This is a genomic window from Cryobacterium sp. PH31-AA6 (assembly GCF_030063195.1).
Classification (GTDB): domain Bacteria; phylum Actinomycetota; class Actinomycetes; order Actinomycetales; family Microbacteriaceae; genus Cryobacterium.
Genome location: NZ_JASISS010000018.1, coordinates 1 through 21,365, shown reverse-complemented (window position 1 = coordinate 21,365; position 21,365 = coordinate 1). Strand labels below are relative to the sequence as shown.

Below are 21,365 nucleotides of genomic sequence, written 5' to 3'. Positions count from 1 at the left end.
GTGCCGGCACTGGCATGGTCACCGTCATGAAACGTCGAACCTTCCTGCTCGGCTCGGTCACCGGGATCTCCGTGCTCGCGCTCACCGCCTGCGTTCCGCCGAGCCCGAGACCGACTGGAACGCCGAAGCCGGCGCCGACGGCGACGGCGGTTCCGAAGCCGGCGATGGTTCGCCGCACCTCCTGGTCGACGGACCCGTTCGCGCGCGGTTCGTTCAGCTTTCCCGCCGTCGGAGCCACCCCCGAGCAACGGGATGCGCTCAGCCAACCCGTGCGCGACCGGGTGTTCTTCGCTGGCGAGGCCACCTCACCCGACTTCCCCGGCACCGTCCAGGGCGCCCTCGAATCCGGCCTGCGCGCTGCCCGTGAGGTGATCGGCACGGCCACGGCCGGCGAGCGGATCGCCGTGATCGGCGCCGGCATCGCTGGCCTGTCCGCGGCACGATCGCTCCAGGATGCCGGCTTCGACGTGGTCGTGGTCGAGGCCCGCGACCGGATCGGTGGCCGCATTTACACCGTCACCGACAAGAAGTGGCCGTTCCCGATCGAACTCGGCCCCTCCTTCGTTCGGCACAGTGGCCTGACCTCGCTCGACGAGGACCTGACCAGGCTCGGCGTCTCCACGGCGCCGTTCGGCCGTGCCACGGAGACCCGCACCCCCGCCGGCCTGGTGGTTCCCGTTCCCGACACCGGTCCCAAGGCCGTCGCGGCCGCCCTCGCCTGGGCGGTGGAGCAGCCCGCCGACGTGTCCGTCGCGAAGGCCCTCGCCGATTCGGGCGCGTCCAAGCTCTCGACCACGGCTGCCGACACCGGCGTCTCCGACACCGACTGGCTCGACCACGAGATCGCCGCCGTCCTCAACGTGCAGGCGGGGTCATCCGTCGCCCTGCAGTCAGCCTGGTACACCTCGATGGACCAGGGCGCCGACGACGACCGGATCGTTCTCGGCGGCTTCGCGAACCTGGTCAAGGATGCCGCCGACGGCATCGATGTGCTCGACTCCAGCGTGGTCACGCGGCTCGCCTACTCGGACGACGGGGTCAGCCTGCGCCTGGGCACCGGCGAATCGCTCGGCGCCGACCGGGTCATCGTCACGATCCCGCTCGGCGTGCTGAAGACCGAGGTGATGGAATTCGCCCCGCCCCTGCCCTTCGCCCATCGCGGCGCGATCGCGGCGCTCGGCGTCGGCACGCTCGACAAGGTCTGGCTCCAGTTCGACGAGCCCTTCTGGGACACGGAAGCCCCGCTCTGGAGCACGGTCGGCGGCGACGGCGACTTCAAGGTCTGGATCAACATGGTGCCGATCACCGGCGAGCCGGTGCTGATGGGGCTGGTGGCGGCCGGGAGTGCCGTCCGCCTCGCCGAGGTCGACGACGACGAGTTCCTCGCGTCCGCGCTGGGCAGCCTGGAGCCGTTCCTGGCCCCCGTGCCCACGCCGAAGTAGCAGCGGCACTCGGCGGAGACGCGGGCCGTGAGGCCGGCGTCGGTCGGAACGACAAGCCGGTCGGTGGCTCAGCCCTGTGGGGGCCGCGGCACCCGGCGCGGCAGGCGCGTCGTCGCGGTGAGCGCCGCGGCGATTCCGGTGAACAGCGCCACCGCGACCAGGCTGTAGAGCACGGTCTCGAGCGGACCGCTGACCTGGGCCGGGTCAAGGAAGAAGTACGGATACCAGCCCACGAGCGCCCCACGGGTGAGAGTGAACGCACCCCAGATGCCGGGCACCAGCATCACCCAGGCCGTGGTCTTCCAGGGCAGCCGGGCCTTGCCCGCATCCGTGAGCCAGTCGAGCAGGGCGATTGAGGGGATCCAGAAGTGCAGCAGTTGGCTGGACCAGGGCACCTCGATCGTGTACGCGCGGGACGAGGACTGGATCACGATGGTCAGGAAGACGACCCCGGAGACGATGATGTAGGTCGTGATGAGCAGCCGGAACCAGTCCAGCCACGGCGGGTCGACCTCCCGTCTGAAGGCGACGATCGCGGCGGCGACGAACGCGACGATCGCGGCCATGCCGCTGAGCACGGTGAAATAGCTGAAGTAGTTGTAGATCGCGAAGGTGGCGAAGCCGAGAACATACTCGAAATAGCCCAGCAGGGCGGCAACCCCGGTCGCCGCCAGTCCGATCCGGCCGACCCCATAGATGCGGCGCACGGTGATCCGCGAACCGGAACGTGCCGGCGGCGTGGCCCTGGGCCGGATTCCGGCCGCATCCGTTCGTCCCGGAGCCAGGGCTGCGGGCTCGGCGAGCACCAGCGGCGCTGCCCGGACCGTGAGCGCCGTGGCATCAGTCCGAGGGGGCTCGGATGCTCGCGCGCACATGCCCCCACGCTACGCCAGTATCCCGGATGCCTCCTGATCCCCGCCGGGGTGGATCCGAGATCGCGGCTCAGAAATCGATCCGGAACTCGGCCTCTCCCAGCGGTTCCAATTCCGAGGTTTCGACGGAGTGGACCACCGCAGACGGCGGGCCATGTGCCAGCCAGTCGAGCATCGCCGACACCGCCGCCGCGTCACCCTCCGCTTCCGCCTCCACCGCTCCGTCGCGGCGGTTGCGCACGAACCCGGCGAGGCCGAGCCGACGGGCCTCGGCCTGCGCGTAGTAGCGGAAACCCACCGCCTGCACGACTCCGCGCACGACCGCGCGCCGGCGCATCCGATTCACGACCATGACCGTTTCATGGTCCCAGTGTGCCCGGTTTCCGCCGCGGTGAACCCCGGCCCGCAATCAGGCCCCGCGATCAGGCGGAGTCTCGCCAGACGATCGGGGTCTCCAGCAGGATGCCGTCGGCGGGCTGTTCCTCGCCGCGCAGTTGGCCGAGCACGCACTCGGCCGCCGCCGCGCCGAGGCCGAAGGCCGGCTGGTGCACGGTGGACAGCTGCGGCTGGGTGCGCAGCGCCCAGGTGCTGTCGTCGAAGCCGACGATTCCGACGTCGCCCGGCACGCTGCGTCCGGCGTCGCGGAGGGCCTCGAGCGCCCCGGCGGCGACGGCGTCCGAGGCCGCGAACACACCGTCGATGTCGGGGGCGACGGCCAGCAGGGCACGCATCCCCTCCACGCCGTCGGAGAAGGTATAGAGCGGAACCCGGGCCACGAGAGCCGGGTCGAAGCGGGAACCGAGGGCATCCGTGAAACCGGCCAGGCGATCGGCGCCGGAGTCCCGGTCGAGCGCCGCGGCGATCATGCCGATCCGGCGGCGTCCCGTGCCGATCAGTCGTTCGGTGATCGCGCGCGCCGAACGGCGGTTGTCGATGCCCACGAACGGGAGCTGACGCAGGTCGGGCGGATGCCCCACGAATGCCGCCGGCAGTGCCAGCTTCTCCACGACCCGGATCATCGGATCCTCATGGCGGGCCGAGACCATGATGACCCCGTCGACGAATCCGCCGCTCAGATAGCGGGCGACCCGGTCGGTATCACGATGGGAATCGATGACGAGGCTGACCATCTGGTAGTCGGCGCGGGACAGCACGGTATTGGCGCCCAGCAGGATACCGCCGATGTTGGGGTCGTCCAGGAACAGGGAATGCGGTTCGTGCACGATGAAACCGACCGCTTGCGAGCGCTGCATCACCAGGCTGCGGGCCGCGTTGTTCGGCACATAGCCGACCTTTTCGATCGCGGCCTCGATCGCGGTGCGGGCCTGTTCGGAGACGTAGGGCTCGTTGTTGACCACGCGGCTCACGGTGCCGCGGGACACCCCGGCCTCCACGGCGACGTCGTGGATGGTCGCACGCTTGCGTCGAGCCGGAATGGTCACCATTTGATAACTGTAGCCCCCGCAGTTTCAGATTCCGCTTGACAGTGACGCGAGCCGCTACATACTCTGTGTACGTTCACAGAATCTCAACGGAGAGTTTTAACTCTCCAAACTGTGCACGTTCACAGAGTGACGTCGACAGCAACGAAGCACGGTCAGGGAGCACATGAATTCGGGAGCAGCACCCCACGATCTTTCGGCCCCGGCGACCGCGTTCAGCCACGACGGCATCGCCTTCGGCTGCGACTACAACCCGGAGCAGTGGAGCCCAGAGGTCTGGGTGGAGGATGTCGCCCTCATGCAGGAGGCCGGCGTCGACCTGGTCGCCATCAACATCTTCGGTTGGTCCCAGCTCGAACCTCGCCTGGGCGAGTACGACTTCGCCGCCCTCGACACAATCATCGAGCTGCTGCACGCCGGCGGCATTCGGGTCAACCTGGGCACCGGCACCTCATCGCCGCCGCCGTGGCTGACCACGCTGCACCCCGACATGCTCCCGATGGCCGAGGACGGCACCACCCGGTTCCCCGGTGGGCGCCAGGCCTGGTGCCCGAGTTCCGCAGTGTTCCGCGAACGAGCCCTGGCCCTGGTCGAAAAGGTCGCGGAACGTTACGGACAGCACCCGGCCGTCGCGCTCTGGCATGTGTCCAACGAGCTCGGTTGCCACAACGCCCTCTGCTACTGCGACGACAGCGCGGCCGCCTTCCGTACCTGGCTGCAGGCCCGCTACGGCAGCATCGACGCCGTGAACGCAGCCTGGGGCACCTCGTTCTGGAGCCAGCGCTACGGCCAGTGGAACGAGATCCTCACCCCACGGGTCACCCTCTCCAGCCGTAACCCCGGCCAGGTCCTCGACTTCCATCGGTTCAGCTCCGACGAATTGCTCGACCACTACCGCAGTGAGACCGCGGTGCTCCGTCGCCACAGCGGGGTGCCGGTCACCACCAACTTCATGGTGACCACCCACATCAAGAACCTCGACTACTGGTCCTGGGCCCCCGAGGTCGACGTGGTCGCCAACGACCACTACCTCGACAGCCGCCTGGCGGACCCCACCACCGAGCTGGCCTTCGCCGCCGATCTCACCCGCGGCCTCGCCGGCGGCGAACCGTGGCTGCTGATGGAACACTCCACCGGCGCGGTCAACTGGCAGCCGGTCAACCTGGCCAAGACGCCGGGTCAGATGGCGCGCAACTCCCTCACCCACGTGGCCCGCGGCGCCGACGCGGTCTGCTTCTTCCAGTGGCGGGCCTCGTTGCAGGGTTCGGAGAAGTTCCACTCCGCCCTGTTGCCCCACGCCGGCACCGATACGGCGCTCTGGCGCGACGTGGTCGACCTGGGCGCGGCCATCGATCGGCTGGGCGAGGTCTCCGGCACCACCGTCGTGGCGGATGCCGCGATCATCTTCAGCTGGCAGGCTCAGTGGGCCGGCGACGGCGAGTCCCGACCGTCGCACGAGGTGCGTTACCTCGACCAGGTGCTCGCCGCCTACACCGCCATGCACCAGTTGGGCATCACGGTCGACGTGATCTCGCCCGACGCGGACCTGTCCGGCTACCGGCTCGTCGTGGCCCCCGCACTCTACCTGGTCACGGATGAGCAGGCCGCGAACCTCGACGCCTTCGTCGCCGGCGGCGGGCACGCCGTCGTCACCTTCTTCAGCGGCATCGTCGACGAAGACGACCGAGTGCGCACCGGCGGGTATCCCGGTGCGTTCCGGGAGCTGTTGGGAGTCACCGTCGAGGAGTTCGCCCCCCTGGCGCCCGGCCGGCAGGTCTCCCTCGACTCCGGTGCCACCGCGAGCCTCTGGACCGAACGGCTCCGCCCGACCGGAGCGGAGGTGGTGGCCAGCTATCTGGACGGCCCGCTTCCCGGCATCCCGGCCATCACCCGCAACGGCCACGGCGCCGGTACCGCCTGGTACCTGGCCACCGCGCTGGACGCCGAGTCGCTGCGCGGCCAGATGCGCACGATCGCGCAGCAGGCCAGGGTCACCGCGATCGGCCCGGAGAGTGACGGCACGGTCGAGGTTGTGCGCCGGGCGAGCGCCACCGCCAGCTACCTGTTCATCATCAACCACGGCGGCACCGAACTCACCCTTCCGGCAGCCGGCCACGAACTCATCACCGGTGAACCGATCGGCCGCGTCGTGCGTGTGCCGGCCGGAGCCGTTCGCGTCATCAGAGAGGACACCGCATCATGAGCGCATCAGCCGCTTTGTCCACGGATGCCCAGGGCAGCGCTGCCCGGACATCAAGGCTCAGAAAGCCGCGCGTGCAGAAGGTACGGGTGGCGCACAAGGGCGCAATCCTCGCCTTTGTGCTCCCGTTCGGCGTCCTGTTCGGCCTGTTCTACCTCGTGCCGATCGGCTACGCGATCTACGAATCGCTCCTCGTGATCAAGCGTGAGGGCACCTTCGGCGCGGCCACCGAGGTGTTCGGCGGCTTCACCCAGTACGTCCTGGTCTTCCAGAACGGGCCGTTCTGGCAGTCCATCGGCCGGGTGCTGATGTTCGGCGTCGTGCAGGTGCCGATCATGCTCGGCCTGGCGCTGCTGTTCGCACTGCTGCTCGATTCGCCGCTGTTGCGCGGCAAGCGCTTCTTCCGGCTCGCGTTCTTCGTGCCGTACGCGGTGCCGGGCGTCATTGCGGCCATCATGTGGGGCTACCTGTACTCGCCCAATCTGTCCCCCTTCAGTGCGGTCACCGAGAACATCAACTTCCTCTCGGCCGACCTGGTGCTGTGGGCCATTGCCAACGTCGTCACCTGGGTTTACGTGGGCTACAACATGCTCATCATCTACTCGGCCCTGCTGGCGATTCCGACGGAACTCTATGAGGCCGCCCGCCTCGACGGGGCAGGCCAGTTGCGGATCGCCTGGTCGGTCAAGATCCCCCTGATCATGCCGGCGATCGTGCTCACCGCGATCTTCTCCATCATCGGCACCCTGCAGCTGCTCGCCGAACCGCAGGTCTTCCGCAGCTTCAGCTCCGCAGTGACGAGCACGTTCACCCCGAACCTCACCGTCTACACGACCTCGTCGATTCCGAACGTGAACCTCGCGGCGGCCTTCTCGGTCGTGCTGGCCGTGGCCACGTTCATCCTGTCCTTCACATTCCTGAAGTTCACCCAGCGGAAGGAAGCCAAGTGAGCACCATGAAGACCGACTCAGCGCGACCGGGGCGCGGCATCCGCCCGGCGCAGTCGAAGACACCGAAGGCGCCACTCGCCCAGCGCGAGAGCCCGCTCGCCCGCGGCGGCGCCCTGATCGTGATGGGCGTCTTCACCCTCTACTTCCTGGTGCCGATCTGGTGGCTCCTGGTCGCGGCCTCGAAGAACCGATCGCAGTTCAACAGCACCAACCCGCTCTGGTTCGCCGACTTCTCCCTGTTCGAGAACATCGGCAACCTGGTGGCCTACCGCGACGGCGTCTACCTCAAGTGGATGCTCAACAGTGCCCTCTATGCCGGCGGCGGCGCCCTGATCGGCACCATCATCGCCGGAATGTGCGGCTACGCCCTGGCCAAGTACAACTTCCCCGGCCGTGAGCTCATCTTCAACGTCGTCCTCGGCGGTGTGCTCGTGCCCGCCACGGCGCTCGCGCTGCCCCTGTTCCTGATCTTCTCCCAGATCAGCCTCACCAACACGTTCTGGTCGGTGTTTCTGCCGAGCCTGGTCAGTCCGTTCGGGGTCTACCTGGCCCGCATCTACGCCTCGGCGAGTGTGCCGGACGAGCTGATCGAGGCCGCCCGCCTCGACGGCGCCGGCGAGGTGCGCACCTTCTTCACCGTCTCGGTTCGGATGATGGTGCCCGCCCTGGTCACGGTCTTCCTGTTCCAGTTCGTTGCCATCTGGAACAACTTCTTCCTCCCGCTGATCATGCTCCGCGACGAGACCCTGTTCCCGGTGACGCTCGGGCTCTACGCCTGGAACTCGCAGGTCAACCAGATTCCCGTGCTGCGCGATTACGTGCTGATCGGCGCTCTGCTCTCGATCATCCCGCTGATCATCATCTTCCTTCTCCTCCAGCGCTTCTGGCGAAACGGCCTCAGCGCCGGTTCGGTCAAGTAGCCCCCAGACTGCACCTCCCGTTTTACCCGCACCTCCCGTTTTACCTGCACCTCCCGTTTTACCTGCACCATCCGACTGGACAGCCCAGGCGGAGTCCCTTCCCCAAGAGAAAAGACAAACAGAATGCGAATGAAGAAAAGAGCAGTCGCCGTCGCCTTGCTCACCGCGGCCACTGTCGCCCTCACCGGCTGCGCCACCTCCGGCTCCACCGATGGCACCACAGCAGCCGATGCGTGTGCACCCTCCACCGGAAAGGTCGACCTGACCTTCACCACCTGGATCCCGGGCATGGAAGAAACCGTGGCGATCTGGAACAAGGCCAACCCTGACATTCAGGTCAAGGTCCAGACCGGCCCGAACGGCAACGGCGGCACCTACCAGAACTTCTTCAACCAGCTCAAGGCCGGCAACGCGCCCGACCTGGGCCAGATCGAATACGACGCCCTGCCGAACTTCCGCGTTCAGGACGGCCTGACCAACCTGGCCGCCTGCGATGGCGTGCTCGACGCGAAGAGCGACTTCGTCGACTGGACCTGGGGACAGGTCAACTTCGGCGAGGACAAGTCGGTCTACGCCATCCCGCAGGATGCCGGCCCCATGGCGATGTTCTACCGTGCCGATCTGTTCAAGGCGAACAACATCGCGATTCCGACCACGTGGGACGAATTCGCCACCGCAGCGGAGCAGGTGCGCGCGACCGGCGGGTACATCACCAACTTCTCCCAGAGTGACATCAACCAGTTCGCCGGATTCGTCTGGCAGGCCGGCGGAACCTGGTTCAAGAACGATGGCGACAAGTGGACCGTCGACCTGACCGACCCGACCACGACCAAGGTCGCGGCCTACTGGCAGGATCTGATCGACCGGGACCTCGTCTCGACGAACCCGCCGTGGACCGATGAGTGGAACAACGCCTACAACACGGGCAGCGACTGGACCTGGAACTCCGCAGCCTGGGGTGCAAACTCCATCGCCAGCGGCGCCCCGGACACCGCGGGCCAGTGGGCCGTGGCCCAGTCCCCGCAGTGGAACGCCGGCGACAAGGCCAGCGGCAACTGGGGTGGCTCATCCACCGCAGTGTTCAAGGGCTCCAAGCACCCCTACGAAGCGGCGAAGTTCGCCCTGTGGCTGAACACCTCCGACGAGTCGCTCACGATGCTGAACAAGACGGCCAACCTCTACCCGGCGGCCAAGTCCGGCCTCGAACTGCCCGCGCTCAAGGCAGGCGTCCCGTTCTACGGCGACCAGGCGATCTACGACGAGTTCGCGATCGCATCCGCTCAGGTCTCCCCGGACTTCATCTGGGGCCCGACCATGACCCAGACCTACAATGATGTTTCGGATGGCTTCAAGGCTGCGGTCAGCGGCAAGGGAACCCTCGAAGAGGCGTTGAAGGTCGGCCAGACCAACACGATCGCGGCGATGTCGGCGCAGTCGATTCCGGTCAACAAGTAGTCGAACCAGTAACAAGTCGGTCACCGGGTGGCCGGTCTCCGCGACCGGCCACCCGGTGCCACCCGTTTCACCCGCTTCACCCGTTTCACCCGTTTCACCCGTTTCACCCGTTTCACCCGTTTCACCCGTTTCACCCGTTTCACCCGTTTCACCCGTTTCACCCGTTTCACCCGTTTCACCCGTTCACCCGTTCACGCAGTGACAACCAGATGGCAGCAGATCACGTGAGTTCCCCCGCCCGGACATCAGCCGCGTCGGGTGCACCGTCGATGGTCCACCACCTCCGTGCCGCGGGCACCAGCCTTGTGCTGGACGCCCGCGGCACGGGTGTTCCCGTCGTCGTGCACTGGGGCACCGACCTCGGCGCGCTGTCGGTCGTCGACCTGGCCGCCCTCGCCGATTCGGCCGTGCCGGCGATCCCGCCGAGCTCGGTCGACATCGCGCTCCGGCTGTCCCTGCTGCCCACTCCCCGCGAGGGCTGGAGCGGCCGACCCGGAATCACCGGGTTCCGACCCGGCGACGGCACCGCCGCGCTCGACCTCCGCCTCGTCGAGGTGAACCCGGTCGAGGTGAGCCCGGCCTGCCCGCCCGCTCTCAGCATCCTGCTGACGGATGCCGCCGCCGGCCTCGACCTCCGCACCGATCTCGAGCTCTCCGTGCAGGGTGTGCTGCGACTACGCCACACGCTCACCAACACCGCGGACTCGGTCTTCGAACTCGGCTCGCTCGACGTCACCCTGCCCGTGCCGGACCGCGCCTGCGAGATCCTTGACTTCACCGGGCTCTGGAGCCACGAACGCCGGCCGCAGCGCAGCATCCTGGGTCACGGCGTCTGGAGCCGCGAGTCACGGCACGGCCGTCCCGGCCACGACGACGCGTTCCTGACCGTTGCCGGAACCCCGGGCTTCGGCTTCCGCGCCGGTGAGGTGTGGGCCACCCACCTGGCCTGGAGCGGAGACAAGAGGTCATGGGCCGAAAAGAGCCCGCTCGGCGCGGCCACCCTCGGCAGCGGTGAGTTGCTCGCACCGGGCGAACTGAGCCTGGCGGCGGGGGAGAGCTACGCCTCCCCGTGGACCGTGGCCGTGTATTCGGATGCCGGACTCGACGGCTTGTCGGCGAGGTTGCACCCGTGGATCCGCTCCTGGTCGGCCCCCGCGCCCCGGTCGCGCCCGATCGTGCTCAACACCTGGGAGGCGGTCTACTTCGACCACGACCTGCCGACGCTGACCCGGCTCGCCGATGCGGCCGCGCGGGTCGGCATCGAACGCTTCGTGCTCGATGACGGTTGGTTCACCGGCCGATCGGACGACCGGCGCGCGCTCGGCGACTGGTTCGTCGACCCGGCCGGCTGGCCCGATGGCCTGCACCCGCTGATCAACCATGTGCGCGATGCCGGCCTCGACTTCGGCCTGTGGGTCGAACCCGAGATGGTGAGCCTTGACTCCGACCTGGCCAGGCAGCATCCGGACTGGGTTCTCGGTTCCGCCGGCCTGCCGACCTGGCGGTTCCAGCGGGTGCTTGACCTCGGCAACCCGGATGCCTTCGCCTGGTTGTTCACGCGGCTCGACGACCTGCTCACCGAGTACCCGATCAGCTACCTCAAGTGGGACCACAACCGCGACCTGCTGGCCGGGTCGGCACACCGACAGACGGCCGCCCTCTACCGTCTGATCGACGCGGTGCGGGCCGCGCATCCGGGCGTGGAGATCGAATCCTGCGCATCGGGCGGCGCGAGGATCGACCTCGGCATCCTCGGCCGGGTTGACCGGGTCTGGACCAGCGACACCAACGACCCACTCGAACGCCAGGTCATCCAGCGCTACACGGGCGTGCTCGTGCCGCCCGAATACCTGGGCGGACACCTCGGCGCCGCGACCGCGCACACCACAGGGCGCACCGCCGACCTCGGTTTCCGGCTCGCCACCGCCTTGTTCGGCAGCGCCGGGATCGAATGGGACCTGACCCGGGCGAGCGAGGCCGAGCTCGACTCGATCGCGGAGTGGGTGGGCCGGTACAAGGCGCTCCGGCCGCTGCTGCACTCGGGTGCCGTCGTGCGGGCCGACCCGAGCGACCCCGCACTCGAGCTTCACGGCGTGGTGTCGGCCGACCGTGCCTCGGCCGTGTTCGCCTACGTCGCCCTGGCCGCGCCCCGCGCCGCCCTGCCGGCACCGCTCCGTTTCCCCGGACTCGACCCGGAGCGGCGCTACCGGGTGAGTCCGCTCGGGTTGGGCACCGACCCCCGCACCATGCAGGATGCCCCGCCCGGCTGGCTCGGCGACGGCGGAATCACCCTTCCCGGTTCTGTGCTCGCCCTCGTCGGGCTGCCCGCGCCGCTGCTCAACCCGGAGCAGGCCGCGCTCTACACGGTCGACGCGGTGCCGGCCGGGCACTAGACGAGCGGGCGCGGCCACGCGCAGCACGGCGCCGCCCGGGCAAACGCACCCGCACGGCGCCGTTCACGCCCGCCGGTCAGTACGTGATCACCACGCGGCCGTCGATCTTGCCGTGTCGCATCTCGTCGAAGACCGTATTGATCTCGTCCAGGCCGCGGGTGGTCACCGTCGGGTGGATCAGACCGCGGGTGAAGAAGTCCAGCGCCTCGGCCATGTCCTTGCGGGTGCCCACGATCGACCCACGGATCGTCAGCCCCTTGAGCACAATATCGAAGATCGGCGCCGGGAAGTCGCCCGGCGGCAGCCCGTTGAACACGATCGTCCCGCCACGGCGCACTTCGCCGATCGCGTGCGCGAAAGCCCGCGGGTGCACGGCGGTGACCAGCACGGCGTGAGCCCCGCCGGTTTCCCGCTGGATGACCTCGATCGGGTCCTCATTCATCGCGTTCACGGTCAGTTCCGCGCCGTGCAGGCGAGCCAGGGCGAGCTTGTCGTCGGCCACGTCCACCGCGACGACGCGGAGGCCCATCGCCTTGGCGTACTGCACCGCAAGGTGGCCGAGCCCGCCGATGCCCGAGATGACGACCCACTGGCCCGGTTTGGCCTCGGTCATCTTCAGGCCCTTATAGACGGTGACGCCCGCGCAGAGCACCGGGGCCACGGCCACGAGGTCCATGCCCTCCGGGATGCGCACGGCGAAGCGGGAGTCGACCAGCATGTACTGACCGAACGACCCGTCCACGCTGTAGCCGCCGTTCTGCTGCGCCTCGCACAGGGTTTCCCAGCCTGTCTGGCAGTACTCGCAGCTACCGCAGGCCGACCAGAGCCACGCGTTGCCGACGACGTCGCCGACCGCGAGGTCGGTGACGCCCGCCCCGAGGGCCACGACTGTGCCGACGCCTTCGTGGCCGGGGATGAACGGCGGGCTGGGTTTGACCGGCCAGTCGCCCTCGACCGCGTGCAGGTCGGTGTGGCAGACGCCGGTGCTGATGAGTTTCACGAGCGCCTGGCCGTGGCCGGGCGTGGGGATCGCGACATCCTCGATCGCCAGATCGTGGCCGAAGGTCCTGACCACGGCAGCCTGCATTGTCGTGGCGGTGAGTGTTCCCGGCGTCTCCCGGCCGGCTTCGCGGGTGGTCGTTTCAGTCAATGTCATTGCGTCACTCCCTAGTACGAACGTCTTCGTCCGTGGTCCGAGGCTAGGTTGTGGTGCGTTGCGCGAGGTTGCGGGCGACGTTGCGGGCGTCGGCGGTGCCCGGCCGAAAGACGCGCGGCGCCACCCGAGGTGAACTCACCCGGTCGGCACCGCTGCTGCGCCTGCCCACGCTACCGCGGCCGGGTCGGCCGACGCGACTCGCTCAGCCGGCCGTGCCGGTGAGCCGGGCAACCTCGCCACGCTTGGTGAGACTAATTGTCCTCCGGGTGCCGTCCGTGAGGGTGACCTCCACCTCGAAGGCGTGGTCGACGGCGTCACTGCGGCTGAACCGGGTCACGGTGCCGCCGCCCACCTCGGCGAGGGCGACCTGCCCCGCGCTGGTGCGCTCGATGCTGGCATGTTCGGTGGCATCGAGCGCGCGTGCGGGGAGGTCGGCCGCGGCGTCGCCGGTCCAGCCGGGGGCGCTCGTCCAGACCACGGCGAACGACCGGTCGAGCTCGACCGCCACCTCGACCCCGTTCGCGAGCCGGGTTTCCACGACGTAAGCCGGACCGGGCGGGGGGCGGTGCCGCGCATCCGTCACGGTCGCCGGGCCCAGCTCGGCCAGGGCTGCGTCGCCGGCCTGAGCCAGCTCGGCGCCGGTGAGTCGCATATTTGCGGCATCATTGGCCGTCGCGATTCCGGCCGTCGCGATTGGGATGCTGGCGAGCATCGCGGCCGCACCGACGGCGGCCGCGACGACCCACGTTCGCTTCTGCTTTCTCGCGGTCGTGGTGAGGTTCATGCCCCCCAGTGTGGGGGCAGGCCCCGCATTCGGGTGACAGCCGCGCCGAGAAATGCTCGCTTCCCAGCTCGGACGGTGAGTCGGCCGGTGGTCCGAGGGGCGTCTGCAGTCCGGCTAGGAGTCGAAGCCGATCCCGAACCGGTCGGCGATCCGGATCAGGATGCCATCCTTGCCTTCGTTGGCATCGGATGCCGCGACCGCCCTGCGCATCGCCTGGACCGCCGGGTAGCGAATCGGTTCGGGCGGGATCGGAAACGGGTGCGACCTCGCCCAGCCGAGTGCGGTGCGGTCGGTCTTCTCGCCGCTGAGCAGATCGAGCATCGTCTCGGCGCCGAAGCGGGTCGCCGCCACCCCGAGTCCGGTGTACCCCGCGCTGTAGGCGACGCGCCCGTCCCACGCCACCCCGTGGAACGCAACGAGCTGGGTGGACATGTCGATCATCCCGCCCCACTTGTGGGTGAACCGGATGCCGCTGAGCTGCGGAAAGGTGCTGAAGAAGTGGTCGGCGAGCAGTTCGAACGTCTCCGGCCGCTGATCCTGGCTCGGTCTGATCCTGCCGCCACGGTGGTAGATCGCGTCGAACCCGCCGAACAGGATGCGATCGTCGGCGGTGCGCCGGTAGTAGTGGAACTCCCGTGACGAATCGTTGATGCCGTGCCTATCCACCCAGCCGATGCTCTCGAGCTGCTCCCGGCTGAGCGGTTCGGTCATCAGCGCGTAGTCATAGACCGGCATCGTGAGCAGCCGGGTGCGGGCCAGCAGTGAGGGGAAACCGTTTGTGGCCAGGGCGACCTGGTGCGCCCGAACCGTGCCGATCCTGGTGCTCAGGGTCACGGCCTCGCCGTCGCGGGTCAGCGAACGCACCGGGCTGTTCTCGGCGATCCGCACGCCGAGCTCCAGGCACACCCGTTTGAGCTCCCAGACGAGCCGGGCGGGGTTCACGTAGCCGTAGCCCGCGGTCTCGGCCAGCGCGGCGCGGTAAAGCGGCGACTTCACGGGAATGCTCCCGGCGGCGTAGAAGGTGGCATCCGGGTTGTCGTCGGCCGCCTCGCGCAGGCCAGCCACCTGGTGCGGCTCGGTCGCGACCATGAGCACACCGGTCTCCTCAAACTCGACGTTCATCGAGTAGCGGTCGATCGTGGCCTTGAGATCGTTGAAGTTCTCCCGGCCGAGGCGGGCGAGCGTCTCCAGCTCATCAGGGAAGTGGCGCTCACCGTTCTCCGGCCCGTGGGTGAGGCTGGTCTCGCAGAACCCGCCGTTGCGGCCGCTCGCCGCCCACCCGACCTCGGCCGCCTCGATGAGTAACACGTCGCGTTTCGGGTCGCGTTCCTTGGCGATCAACGCGGTCCACAGTCCGCAGTAGCCGCCGCCGACGACGACGAGGTCGGCGGTGGTGTCGCCGGCGAGGGCGGGCAGGGCCGTGGGGCGGTCGGGGGAGTCCAGCCAGAACGGGGTGGTCGAGGCATCCTTCAGGGATGCCCGGAGGAGCGCAACGGGATGCCGCCGGGTGCGCGAGTATGCGGTGGGCGGGACGCTCATGGATGCTCCGATTCGATAGGCGGGGTAGATCGTGTGGGCGACGTATTTCTTCAGGTGACGTGGATCGTGCGGAGGGTCTCGGTGACACTCGAACGGGTGGCCGTGCCCGCCGCGAGGCGCCCGACCAGCTGCAAGGCGGGGATGGCCCCGACAGTGATCGTCGCGGTGAGCGCATCGATCCCTGAGCTCGGCTGGAGTGCATCGGTCATGCTGCGACCCTACCGACATCGTCGGGTTACCGGCCGAATGCGGCGCCTGCGCGGCGCGAATCCGGACCTGCGGCGCGCGGTCCGACCCCGGGAGGTCCCCGTTCGGGGGCTGCTGTCGGTCTCATGCGAGTCGCTAGATTCGATGCAGTAGCCGGGGAGAGCGATGACGATGCACAGTTCCGCCATCCGGCAGCGCGTCTCCGCCCTCGGCGCCCTCCTTGAAACGTTGCCCCCGGAATGGGCCGTCTTCCACGCCGTTCCGATCGACCGGGGAAACATCGTGATCGATCATCTCGTGGTCGGCCCCGGTGGCATCTTCACGATCAACTCGATGCTGCAGGGCGGTGCGGCGCGGTGCTGCGGCGCCGACGTCTGGGTCGGCAATCGCGTCATGCTGATCGACGGGCAGAAGGTTCCGCACCTGCAGGATTCCGAGTTCGAGGCCGAGCGGGTCACGACCCTCGTGCGCGAACGGATGCCGCTGCTCACGCCGGTGCAACCGGTGATCGCCGTGGTCGAGCCGGCGGTGTTGACCATCGCCGGCAGGCCGGAGCGGGTGAAGGTGATCGATGCCAACGACCTGCGCGGCTGGCTGCTGAGGCTCCACCCGGTGCTGAGCGCCGGGGAGATGCAGGAGGCCTCTGATCTGATCGACAGTCCCGGCTCCTGGCATCCGCTGCCGCCGGCGGCGGTCGCGGTCTAGTTCAGGACTCGGCGGGGAGCCGCCGGTGAACCTCGTCGGTCAGGGCATCCAGGGCGGTGCAGATGCTCACCAGCGCCTCTTCAACGCCCCGTGGGGCGGCGCCGTCCTCTTTGATCATGTTGATGTGGCCCTCGAGCAGGCCGAGCTGGGTCTGGACGATCATCATGTTGTCAACCATCAACCCAGCGTAGGCGGGCAGCCGGGTGGCGGATGATGGAGTGATGAGATCACCGCGCGTGGTTTGGCTCGTCGGCGTGGCCGTCGTGGCGCTGACCGCGCTCGCCGCGACGATGCTGTGGCGGGCGAACGACCCACAGGCGGCGGCCCCGGCGAACCCGGGGGTGCAGCACATCACCGTGATCAACCTCGAGAACAAGGGCTACGACAGAATCTGGGCCCGGGGCTCGGACGCTCCCTACCTGTCGTCCACCCTGCGCAGCCAGGGCGTGCTCCTCACTCAGTATTTCGGCGTGGCCCATCACTCACTGCCGAACTACCTGGCCCAGCTCTCCGGCCAGGGTCCGAACGCGCAGACCCAGTCCGACTGCCAGCTCTACACGGCATTCGAGCAGACCGGCACGGCCGCGTTCGACCAGGCAGTCGGCGAGGGGTGCGTCTACCCGGCCGGAGTGCGGACGGTGGCCGGTCAGCTCAGCGACGCCGGCCGCACCTGGAAGGGCTACGCCGAGGACATGGGGGAGGGCTGCCGGCATCCGGCGCTCGGCGACCGCGACGATACCCAGCGCGCCCGTCCGGGCGATCAGTACGCGGTCAGGCACAACCCGTTCGTCTACTTCGCGGCGATCACCGGTTCGCCGGACTGTGCCCGCAACGTGGTCGACCTGGCTGCCCTGTCCGGCGACCTGGCCGCCGTGGACACCACTCCGAACCTTGCCTTCATCACGCCGAACCTCTGTCACGACGGTCACGACGCGCCCTGCGTCGACGGGGAGTCGGGCGGACTCGCCAGCGCCGACGCGTGGCTGAGCGAGTGGGTGCCGCGGATCCTGGCCTCGCCGGCCTTCCGGCAGGATGGACTGCTCGTGATCACCTTCGACGAATCGGACAGCGTCGACTCCGACTCGAGTGCCTGCTGCGGTGAGCGGCCGGGCCCCAACGTCGACCGGCCCGGAATCAACGGCCCCGGCGGCGGGCGGGTCGGTGCACTGGTGCTCTCCCCGTTCATTGCGGGCGGCACCGAATCGAACACTCCCTATAACCACTACAGCCTGCTCGCGAGCATTGAGGATGCTTTCGGCCTGCCGTATCTCGGCTACGCCGCGACTCCGGGACTGTCCAGATTCGGGGCGGATGTCTTCACGGCCGAACACTGACCGGGTCGCCGCGCCGCTGCGCCATCGGCCGGATTGGTCTGTAAGGTTGGCCGCTGGGAGAAAACCGCAATGGCATTGAGCAGCACACGGATGCGGCAGCGTTTCGCCGCACAGTTCATCATCGAGAAGCTCCTGCGTGAGCAGGACGCCAAGCCGCCGCGCACCCGGCTGGACCGTTTCCTCGGCTGCTCGCCGCTCGCCGCGGCCAGCGTCGGCTGGTACGACGGCGCCGAGGGTGAGATCGAGGTCGGCGTTCACCTCGCGACGCTGCCGCCGGAATGGGTCGTGTTCCACGCCCTCCCCATCGGCGGTCACGGCTGGGACATCGACCACGTTCTGGTCGGCCCTGGCGGGGTCGTCACCATCAACACCAAGCAGCACCGCGGAGCGCGCATCCGGGTCGAGCAGCGCACCGTGCTGGTCGGCGAACGCTCCGTGCCCTACATTCGCCACGCCCGGTTCGAGGCGGAGCGGATCACGACGCTGCTGCAGGACCGCCGGCCGCTGTCCCACCCCGTTCACCCGGCCGTCGCCTTCGTCGGCGCGCGCTCGCTTGATTACGGGAGCGTGCCCGTCGACGTGAAGATCATCGACGCCCGGAACCTGGTCGAATGGCTGACCGGGCTGCCCGTGGTGCTCGACCCGGCGGAGTGCCTCGGCATCGTCGAGGTGCTCGACAATCCGGAGATGTGGGACGACCTGCCCGTCGCGAGCGGGACCGGGCTGATGGCACGGTTCATCGCACTCGAGGCGGAGGTGCGCTCGGCGCGCCTGCAGCGCCGGGTGCTGTGCCCGCTTGAGCTCGCCGTGGGCGGTGCCGTGCTCGCCGGCGGGGTCGGTCTCGCCGCCGGGCTGGTCGGGACCCTGCTCGGCGGTTGACCGGTTCCTGTCGGCAGAGGGAGCGAAAAGTACGGGATTCCGTATCCTGGCCGCTTTCATTCGAGCAGAATGCACCGTCTACACCACGAATGTTAACGGGTGGGGCAATTCTCCCAGCCGTCAGGCGTACCCTCGACATACGGTCCGTCACGACGGTCGGGAGGGGAGTCAGTGGTGTACACCCGTGTTGAGTCGAACACCGCGGTACAGAAATTAGCGATCGGACTGCACGATTCCGCCCGGGATCGGCCGTGGGTCGTCGTTTCATCACCGTTCGGCACCAGCGTGCCCGAAATCGGAATCGACCAGCTCGCCAACCAGATCGGCGACGTGGCCAAGGTCTTCCTGATCGAAACCGGCGAGCTCACCCGCCAGCTCGGCGACCTGCTGCCGCCCCAATTCCAGGTCTACGGCAGCGCTGGGCGCTCCTACCCGATCGGCCCCAACGCGTTCGCCGACCTGTCCCGGTCGAGACTGCGTTTCACGCACGGCGACCCACAGCACGCCACCGATCAGCTGGTCACGGATGCCCTCGCCCACGCCCACCAGGCCGGCCTCTTCGCGCTCGCCCCGGCATCCGTCATCACCGTCACCGGCACCGTCAAGGGGTTCCTGCTCGGCGGCTCGCGCGCGCTCGTCGAACTCGACGACGGCGGGATGGCCACTGTGTGGCAGGAACTCACGTACCCGCCGGTGCCGCTGGACTGGACCCTCGAGCCCGGCCAACGGGTGCAGGGTGCACTCGACGCGCCCACCCACCGTCTCAACGTGGAGGTGAAGCCGCCGAGTAACGCGGTGATCGCCACCCGATTCCCGCACGGCAGCATCACGCTCGCCCTCGTGCAAAAGGTGAGCGCGCAACGCGCCGCGCTCGCCCTGCACCCGCACCTGTCGATCACGATCACCCGGGCCGACATCTCGCCGAACCCGCTGGACAAGGTGGACGCCCTCCTCTCTGAGGGCGACGTGGTGGCCGCGCGGGTCATCCACCTGCCCAGCGGCGCACTGCACCTGTGCCTGAGCGACGTCGACGACGACGAACCCGTGCTGGAGTCGCTCAGCGCGGTGAGCAACGGACCGCCGTGGCTGCGCGAAAACCGCCCGCTGTTGCCGGTCGAGGAGGAAGACGAGCACGTCGACGAGCCCGTGCTCGCGACGGATTCCGTGCAGAGCCCGGTCGCTTCCGCTCGGTCCCGCGCCGCGTCCGAGCTGGCCCAGACCAGCCAGTCCGAGTTGGCGGCCCTGGCCGCGATGGCCAACCTGGACGAGTCCGTGCGGAAACCGCACCCCGAACCCCACCAGCAACCGCGACCGCGCCCGTCCCCCGGACCAGGCCGCAGCCACGCCGTGCGCCATCCGACGGCGCCGGCGATCCCGTTCCGGGTCGCTCAGACGCCGGCGGTTGCGCCGCACTCCGCGTTGCAGTCCACCCAACTCTCCCTCGCCGAGGCGAAGGCCCGGATCACCCGGCTCGAAGCCCAACTGGTCGAGGCCGGGGCCACCGACTCCGACCTGGCCAAGTTGCGTGAGCAGGCGCGATCGGCACAATTGCAGTTGCGCGATGCACTCGTCGAACTCGGCACGCTCAGGCACACGGTCGCGGAACTCCGCGACGAACAGCGCGCCCAGAAACGGATGCTGCGCGAATCCCGTCGCACCGTGACGGCCCCGGCCCCCGCCAGCGAGTACGAAACCCGCCGCGCCCTCTGGGAGGATGCCTCCGGCTGGGTGCGCCACGAGATCCTGCTCGCCTGGGTCGACCGGGTGCCGGAATCCGACCGGGAGGAATGGCCGCTGCCGCACAGCTATGTGCTCAGTGACCGCTTCGCGGACTCGCTGTCCGGCCTCGACGACGGCCAGCTGGCCAAGGCGTTCAAGGCATCCGTCGACGTGCTGACCGGGCGGGTGAAGACCCTCACCGGGCGGCACCTGCACGCGCTGCGACAGGGGGCCGGTGCCGCAGACCCGCACCTGCTGCGCTGGGACGGTGCCCGCTGTATGCGGGTCTCGATCGAGCAGAACACACCTGCCGCTCGTCGGATGCATTTCTGGCAGAAGCCGGATGGCGGAATCGAACTCATCCGCATCGTCACGCACGACGACATGGAGGCTTAGGCCCTATCGTCGTCAGCATGTCCCATTCGTTGCGCCCCCTGCTCCCGCATGATTTTGCCCAGGTTCTGCTGCTCAATAATGCGGCCGTGCCGGCGGTGAACGCGCTCGATGAGGTGAGCCTGGCCGCCCTGCTCGCCGAGTGTGCTCACGCCGTGGTGGTCACCACCGACGCCGAGCCGGAGCACGTGCTCGGCTTCTCGATCGTCTTCGCCGCCGACGCCGACTACGCCAGCGAGAACTACCGGTGGTTCGCCGAGCGCTCGCGTGAGTTCCTCTACGTTGACCGCATCGTGGTGGCCGAGGCGGCCCGCGGCCATGGGCTGGGCGAGGTGCTCTATCGATCGATCTTCGCGTCCGCGGAGGCGGCGACGGCCGTGGTGGTCTTCTGCGAGGTCAACCTCGAACCGCCCAACCCCGGTTCGCTTGCCTTCCACTCCCGTCTGGGCTTCGCGCAGATCGGCCGTCAGTCCACCAAGAACGACACGGTCGTGGTGGCGCTCCTGGCCGCCTCGGTCGGGGAGTTCGCCGACCGCTGATCGCCCCGGTGCTCGAGCCCGTCGAGACCCCGCCGTCACCGGTGGTCGAGCCCGTCGAGACCCCGCGACCGGTGGTCGAGCCCGTCGAGACCCCGCGACCGGTGGTCGAGCCCGTCGAGACCCCGCGACACGACCTCGAACACAGCAACGATATCCAGTCCAATATCACCTGAGTAACTCTCGCTTTCCTGTTCGATTTACGGTACACTGGGGTCATGGCAGCAGCCTCAGCCCCGCAGTCACCAGCCGCCCCGGCAGGAGCGGCAATCCCGCCCGCGTTCGGCGGCCCCCAGCCGTCCGGCCCGGAAACGTCCGGCCCGGACACGTCCGGCCCGGCGCAGTTGATCGCCCGGGCACGCGACCTGGTCGCGGCCGCGCTGGACCCGATCGTGTTCGGTGTCCTCAGTGACACGGATGCGGTCGCGGTCCTCGGCGC

21 protein-coding genes are annotated in these 21,365 nt (G+C 68.7%); 13 read left to right on the top strand and 8 right to left on the bottom strand.

The window, feature by feature from the left end:
• The first annotated feature begins 26 nt into the window (after window positions 1-26).
• The gene (locus QMG61_RS12360; protein WP_283494627.1) at window positions 27-1,442 is read left to right on the top strand and encodes a flavin monoamine oxidase family protein; all 1,416 of its coding nucleotides are present in this window, start codon (window positions 27-29) and stop codon (window positions 1,440-1,442) included.
• Window positions 1,443-1,510: 68 nt separating this feature from the next.
• Here the strand turns inward: QMG61_RS12360 and QMG61_RS12355 are convergent, their stop codons facing one another.
• The 3 genes from QMG61_RS12355 to QMG61_RS12345 form a co-directional block, all read right to left on the bottom strand.
• On the bottom strand, window positions 1,511-2,317 hold the full coding sequence (locus QMG61_RS12355; RefSeq protein WP_283494626.1) for a Pr6Pr family membrane protein: 807 nt from the start codon (window positions 2,315-2,317) through the stop codon (window positions 1,511-1,513).
• A gap of 67 nt (window positions 2,318-2,384) precedes the next feature.
• Window positions 2,385-2,666: an acylphosphatase gene (locus QMG61_RS12350; protein WP_283494625.1), complete on the bottom strand. Its 282-nt coding sequence runs from the start codon at window positions 2,664-2,666 to the stop codon at window positions 2,385-2,387.
• Between the two features lie 70 nt (window positions 2,667-2,736).
• Window positions 2,737-3,759 carry a LacI family DNA-binding transcriptional regulator gene (locus tag QMG61_RS12345; RefSeq protein WP_283494624.1) on the bottom strand — a complete coding sequence of 341 codons (1,023 nt, stop codon included), beginning with the start codon at window positions 3,757-3,759 and terminating at the stop codon, window positions 2,737-2,739.
• Between the two features lie 163 nt (window positions 3,760-3,922).
• Between QMG61_RS12345 and QMG61_RS12340 the strand changes: the two genes are divergently transcribed.
• From QMG61_RS12340 to QMG61_RS12320, 5 genes are all read left to right on the top strand, one after another.
• Window positions 3,923-5,959 (top strand): beta-galactosidase, encoded by a 2,037-nt coding sequence (locus QMG61_RS12340; RefSeq protein ID WP_283494623.1) that lies wholly within the window; start codon window positions 3,923-3,925, stop codon window positions 5,957-5,959.
• Window positions 5,956-6,906 (top strand): carbohydrate ABC transporter permease, encoded by a 951-nt coding sequence (locus QMG61_RS12335; RefSeq protein WP_283494622.1) that lies wholly within the window; start codon window positions 5,956-5,958, stop codon window positions 6,904-6,906. The genes QMG61_RS12340 and QMG61_RS12335 overlap by 4 nt, the downstream gene beginning before the upstream one ends.
• A 5-nt stretch (window positions 6,907-6,911) precedes the next feature.
• Window positions 6,912-7,826: a carbohydrate ABC transporter permease gene (locus QMG61_RS12330; RefSeq protein WP_283494659.1), complete on the top strand. Its 915-nt coding sequence runs from the start codon at window positions 6,912-6,914 to the stop codon at window positions 7,824-7,826.
• A 123-nt stretch (window positions 7,827-7,949) separates the two neighbouring features.
• Complete coding sequence (locus QMG61_RS12325) at window positions 7,950-9,281, top strand: ABC transporter substrate-binding protein (RefSeq protein WP_283494621.1); 1,332 nt, start codon at window positions 7,950-7,952, stop codon at window positions 9,279-9,281.
• 209 nt (window positions 9,282-9,490) lie between these two features.
• The gene (locus tag QMG61_RS12320) at window positions 9,491-11,674 is read left to right on the top strand and encodes an alpha-galactosidase (RefSeq protein WP_283494620.1); all 2,184 of its coding nucleotides are present in this window, start codon (window positions 9,491-9,493) and stop codon (window positions 11,672-11,674) included.
• A gap of 76 nt (window positions 11,675-11,750) precedes the next feature.
• Here QMG61_RS12320 and adhP read toward each other — a convergent pair whose 3' ends face one another.
• The 4 genes from adhP to QMG61_RS12300 form a co-directional block, all read right to left on the bottom strand.
• Window positions 11,751-12,761 (bottom strand): alcohol dehydrogenase AdhP, encoded by a 1,011-nt coding sequence (gene adhP / locus QMG61_RS12315; protein WP_283494658.1) that lies wholly within the window; start codon window positions 12,759-12,761, stop codon window positions 11,751-11,753.
• Between the two features lie 271 nt (window positions 12,762-13,032).
• Window positions 13,033-13,614, bottom strand: a complete 582-nt coding sequence (locus QMG61_RS12310) for a hypothetical protein (protein WP_283494619.1) — start codon at window positions 13,612-13,614, stop codon at window positions 13,033-13,035.
• A 114-nt stretch (window positions 13,615-13,728) separates the two neighbouring features.
• Window positions 13,729-15,153: an NAD(P)/FAD-dependent oxidoreductase gene (locus tag QMG61_RS12305; RefSeq protein ID WP_283494618.1), complete on the bottom strand. Its 1,425-nt coding sequence runs from the start codon at window positions 15,151-15,153 to the stop codon at window positions 13,729-13,731.
• 50 nt (window positions 15,154-15,203) lie between these two features.
• Entirely contained in the window at window positions 15,204-15,362 is a 159-nt protein-coding gene (locus QMG61_RS12300) for a hypothetical protein (protein ID WP_283494617.1), read from the bottom strand.
• A 163-nt stretch (window positions 15,363-15,525) separates the two neighbouring features.
• Between QMG61_RS12300 and QMG61_RS12295 the strand changes: the two genes are divergently transcribed.
• Window positions 15,526-16,065, top strand: coding sequence for a nuclease-related domain-containing protein (locus QMG61_RS12295; protein WP_283494616.1), 540 nt, complete (start codon window positions 15,526-15,528; stop codon window positions 16,063-16,065).
• Window position 16,066: 1 nt separating this feature from the next.
• Here QMG61_RS12295 and QMG61_RS12290 read toward each other — a convergent pair whose 3' ends face one another.
• On the bottom strand, window positions 16,067-16,243 hold the full coding sequence (locus QMG61_RS12290; RefSeq protein ID WP_283494615.1) for a hypothetical protein: 177 nt from the start codon (window positions 16,241-16,243) through the stop codon (window positions 16,067-16,069).
• Window positions 16,244-16,286: 43 nt separating this feature from the next.
• Between QMG61_RS12290 and QMG61_RS12285 the strand changes: the two genes are divergently transcribed.
• The 6 genes from QMG61_RS12285 to QMG61_RS12260 all read left to right on the top strand — a co-directional run.
• The gene (locus QMG61_RS12285; protein WP_283494614.1) at window positions 16,287-17,399 is read left to right on the top strand and encodes an alkaline phosphatase family protein; all 1,113 of its coding nucleotides are present in this window, start codon (window positions 16,287-16,289) and stop codon (window positions 17,397-17,399) included.
• A 69-nt stretch (window positions 17,400-17,468) separates the two neighbouring features.
• Complete coding sequence (locus QMG61_RS12280; protein ID WP_283494613.1) at window positions 17,469-18,278, top strand: nuclease-related domain-containing protein; 810 nt, start codon at window positions 17,469-17,471, stop codon at window positions 18,276-18,278.
• A 174-nt stretch (window positions 18,279-18,452) separates the two neighbouring features.
• A complete protein-coding gene (locus tag QMG61_RS12275; RefSeq protein WP_283494612.1) occupies window positions 18,453-20,393 on the top strand; it encodes a hypothetical protein in 1,941 nt (646 codons plus the stop codon).
• Window positions 20,394-20,410: 17 nt separating this feature from the next.
• On the top strand, window positions 20,411-20,929 hold the full coding sequence (locus QMG61_RS12270) for a GNAT family N-acetyltransferase (protein WP_283494611.1): 519 nt from the start codon (window positions 20,411-20,413) through the stop codon (window positions 20,927-20,929).
• Window positions 20,930-20,937: 8 nt separating this feature from the next.
• Window positions 20,938-21,102 (top strand): hypothetical protein, encoded by a 165-nt coding sequence (locus tag QMG61_RS12265; RefSeq protein ID WP_283494610.1) that lies wholly within the window; start codon window positions 20,938-20,940, stop codon window positions 21,100-21,102.
• Window positions 21,103-21,144: 42 nt separating this feature from the next.
• Window positions 21,145-21,365 (top strand): hypothetical protein (locus tag QMG61_RS12260; RefSeq protein WP_283494609.1); only part of this gene is annotated, 221 nt, incomplete at its 3' end.

What these genes read in the sequence shown, in the direction of transcription:
- QMG61_RS12345 (WP_283494624.1), bottom strand. Translation starts at nt 3,759, where the DNA reads ATGGTGACCATTCCGGCTCGACGCAAGCGTGCGACCATCCACGACGTC.
- QMG61_RS12310 (WP_283494619.1), bottom strand. Translation starts at nt 13,614, where the DNA reads ATGAACCTCACCACGACCGCGAGAAAGCAGAAGCGAACGTGGGTCGTC.
- QMG61_RS12335 (WP_283494622.1), top strand. Translation starts at nt 5,956, where the DNA reads ATGAGCGCATCAGCCGCTTTGTCCACGGATGCCCAGGGCAGCGCTGCC.
- QMG61_RS12355 (WP_283494626.1), bottom strand. Translation starts at nt 2,317, where the DNA reads ATGTGCGCGCGAGCATCCGAGCCCCCTCGGACTGATGCCACGGCGCTC.
- QMG61_RS12360 (WP_283494627.1), top strand. Translation starts at nt 27, where the DNA reads ATGAAACGTCGAACCTTCCTGCTCGGCTCGGTCACCGGGATCTCCGTG.
- QMG61_RS12305 (WP_283494618.1), bottom strand. Translation starts at nt 15,153, where the DNA reads ATGAGCGTCCCGCCCACCGCATACTCGCGCACCCGGCGGCATCCCGTT.
- QMG61_RS12300 (WP_283494617.1), bottom strand. Translation starts at nt 15,362, where the DNA reads ATGACCGATGCACTCCAGCCGAGCTCAGGGATCGATGCGCTCACCGCG.
- adhP (WP_283494658.1), bottom strand. Translation starts at nt 12,761, where the DNA reads ATGCAGGCTGCCGTGGTCAGGACCTTCGGCCACGATCTGGCGATCGAG.
- QMG61_RS12295 (WP_283494616.1), top strand. Translation starts at nt 15,526, where the DNA reads ATGACGATGCACAGTTCCGCCATCCGGCAGCGCGTCTCCGCCCTCGGC.
- QMG61_RS12320 (WP_283494620.1), top strand. Translation starts at nt 9,491, where the DNA reads ATGGCAGCAGATCACGTGAGTTCCCCCGCCCGGACATCAGCCGCGTCG.
- QMG61_RS12285 (WP_283494614.1), top strand. Translation starts at nt 16,287, where the DNA reads ATGAGATCACCGCGCGTGGTTTGGCTCGTCGGCGTGGCCGTCGTGGCG.
- QMG61_RS12340 (WP_283494623.1), top strand. Translation starts at nt 3,923, where the DNA reads ATGAATTCGGGAGCAGCACCCCACGATCTTTCGGCCCCGGCGACCGCG.
- QMG61_RS12270 (WP_283494611.1), top strand. Translation starts at nt 20,411, where the DNA reads ATGTCCCATTCGTTGCGCCCCCTGCTCCCGCATGATTTTGCCCAGGTT.
- QMG61_RS12290 (WP_283494615.1), bottom strand. Translation starts at nt 16,243, where the DNA reads ATGGTTGACAACATGATGATCGTCCAGACCCAGCTCGGCCTGCTCGAG.
- QMG61_RS12280 (WP_283494613.1), top strand. Translation starts at nt 17,469, where the DNA reads ATGGCATTGAGCAGCACACGGATGCGGCAGCGTTTCGCCGCACAGTTC.
- QMG61_RS12330 (WP_283494659.1), top strand. Translation starts at nt 6,912, where the DNA reads ATGAAGACCGACTCAGCGCGACCGGGGCGCGGCATCCGCCCGGCGCAG.
- QMG61_RS12350 (WP_283494625.1), bottom strand. Translation starts at nt 2,666, where the DNA reads ATGGTCGTGAATCGGATGCGCCGGCGCGCGGTCGTGCGCGGAGTCGTG.
- QMG61_RS12325 (WP_283494621.1), top strand. Translation starts at nt 7,950, where the DNA reads ATGCGAATGAAGAAAAGAGCAGTCGCCGTCGCCTTGCTCACCGCGGCC.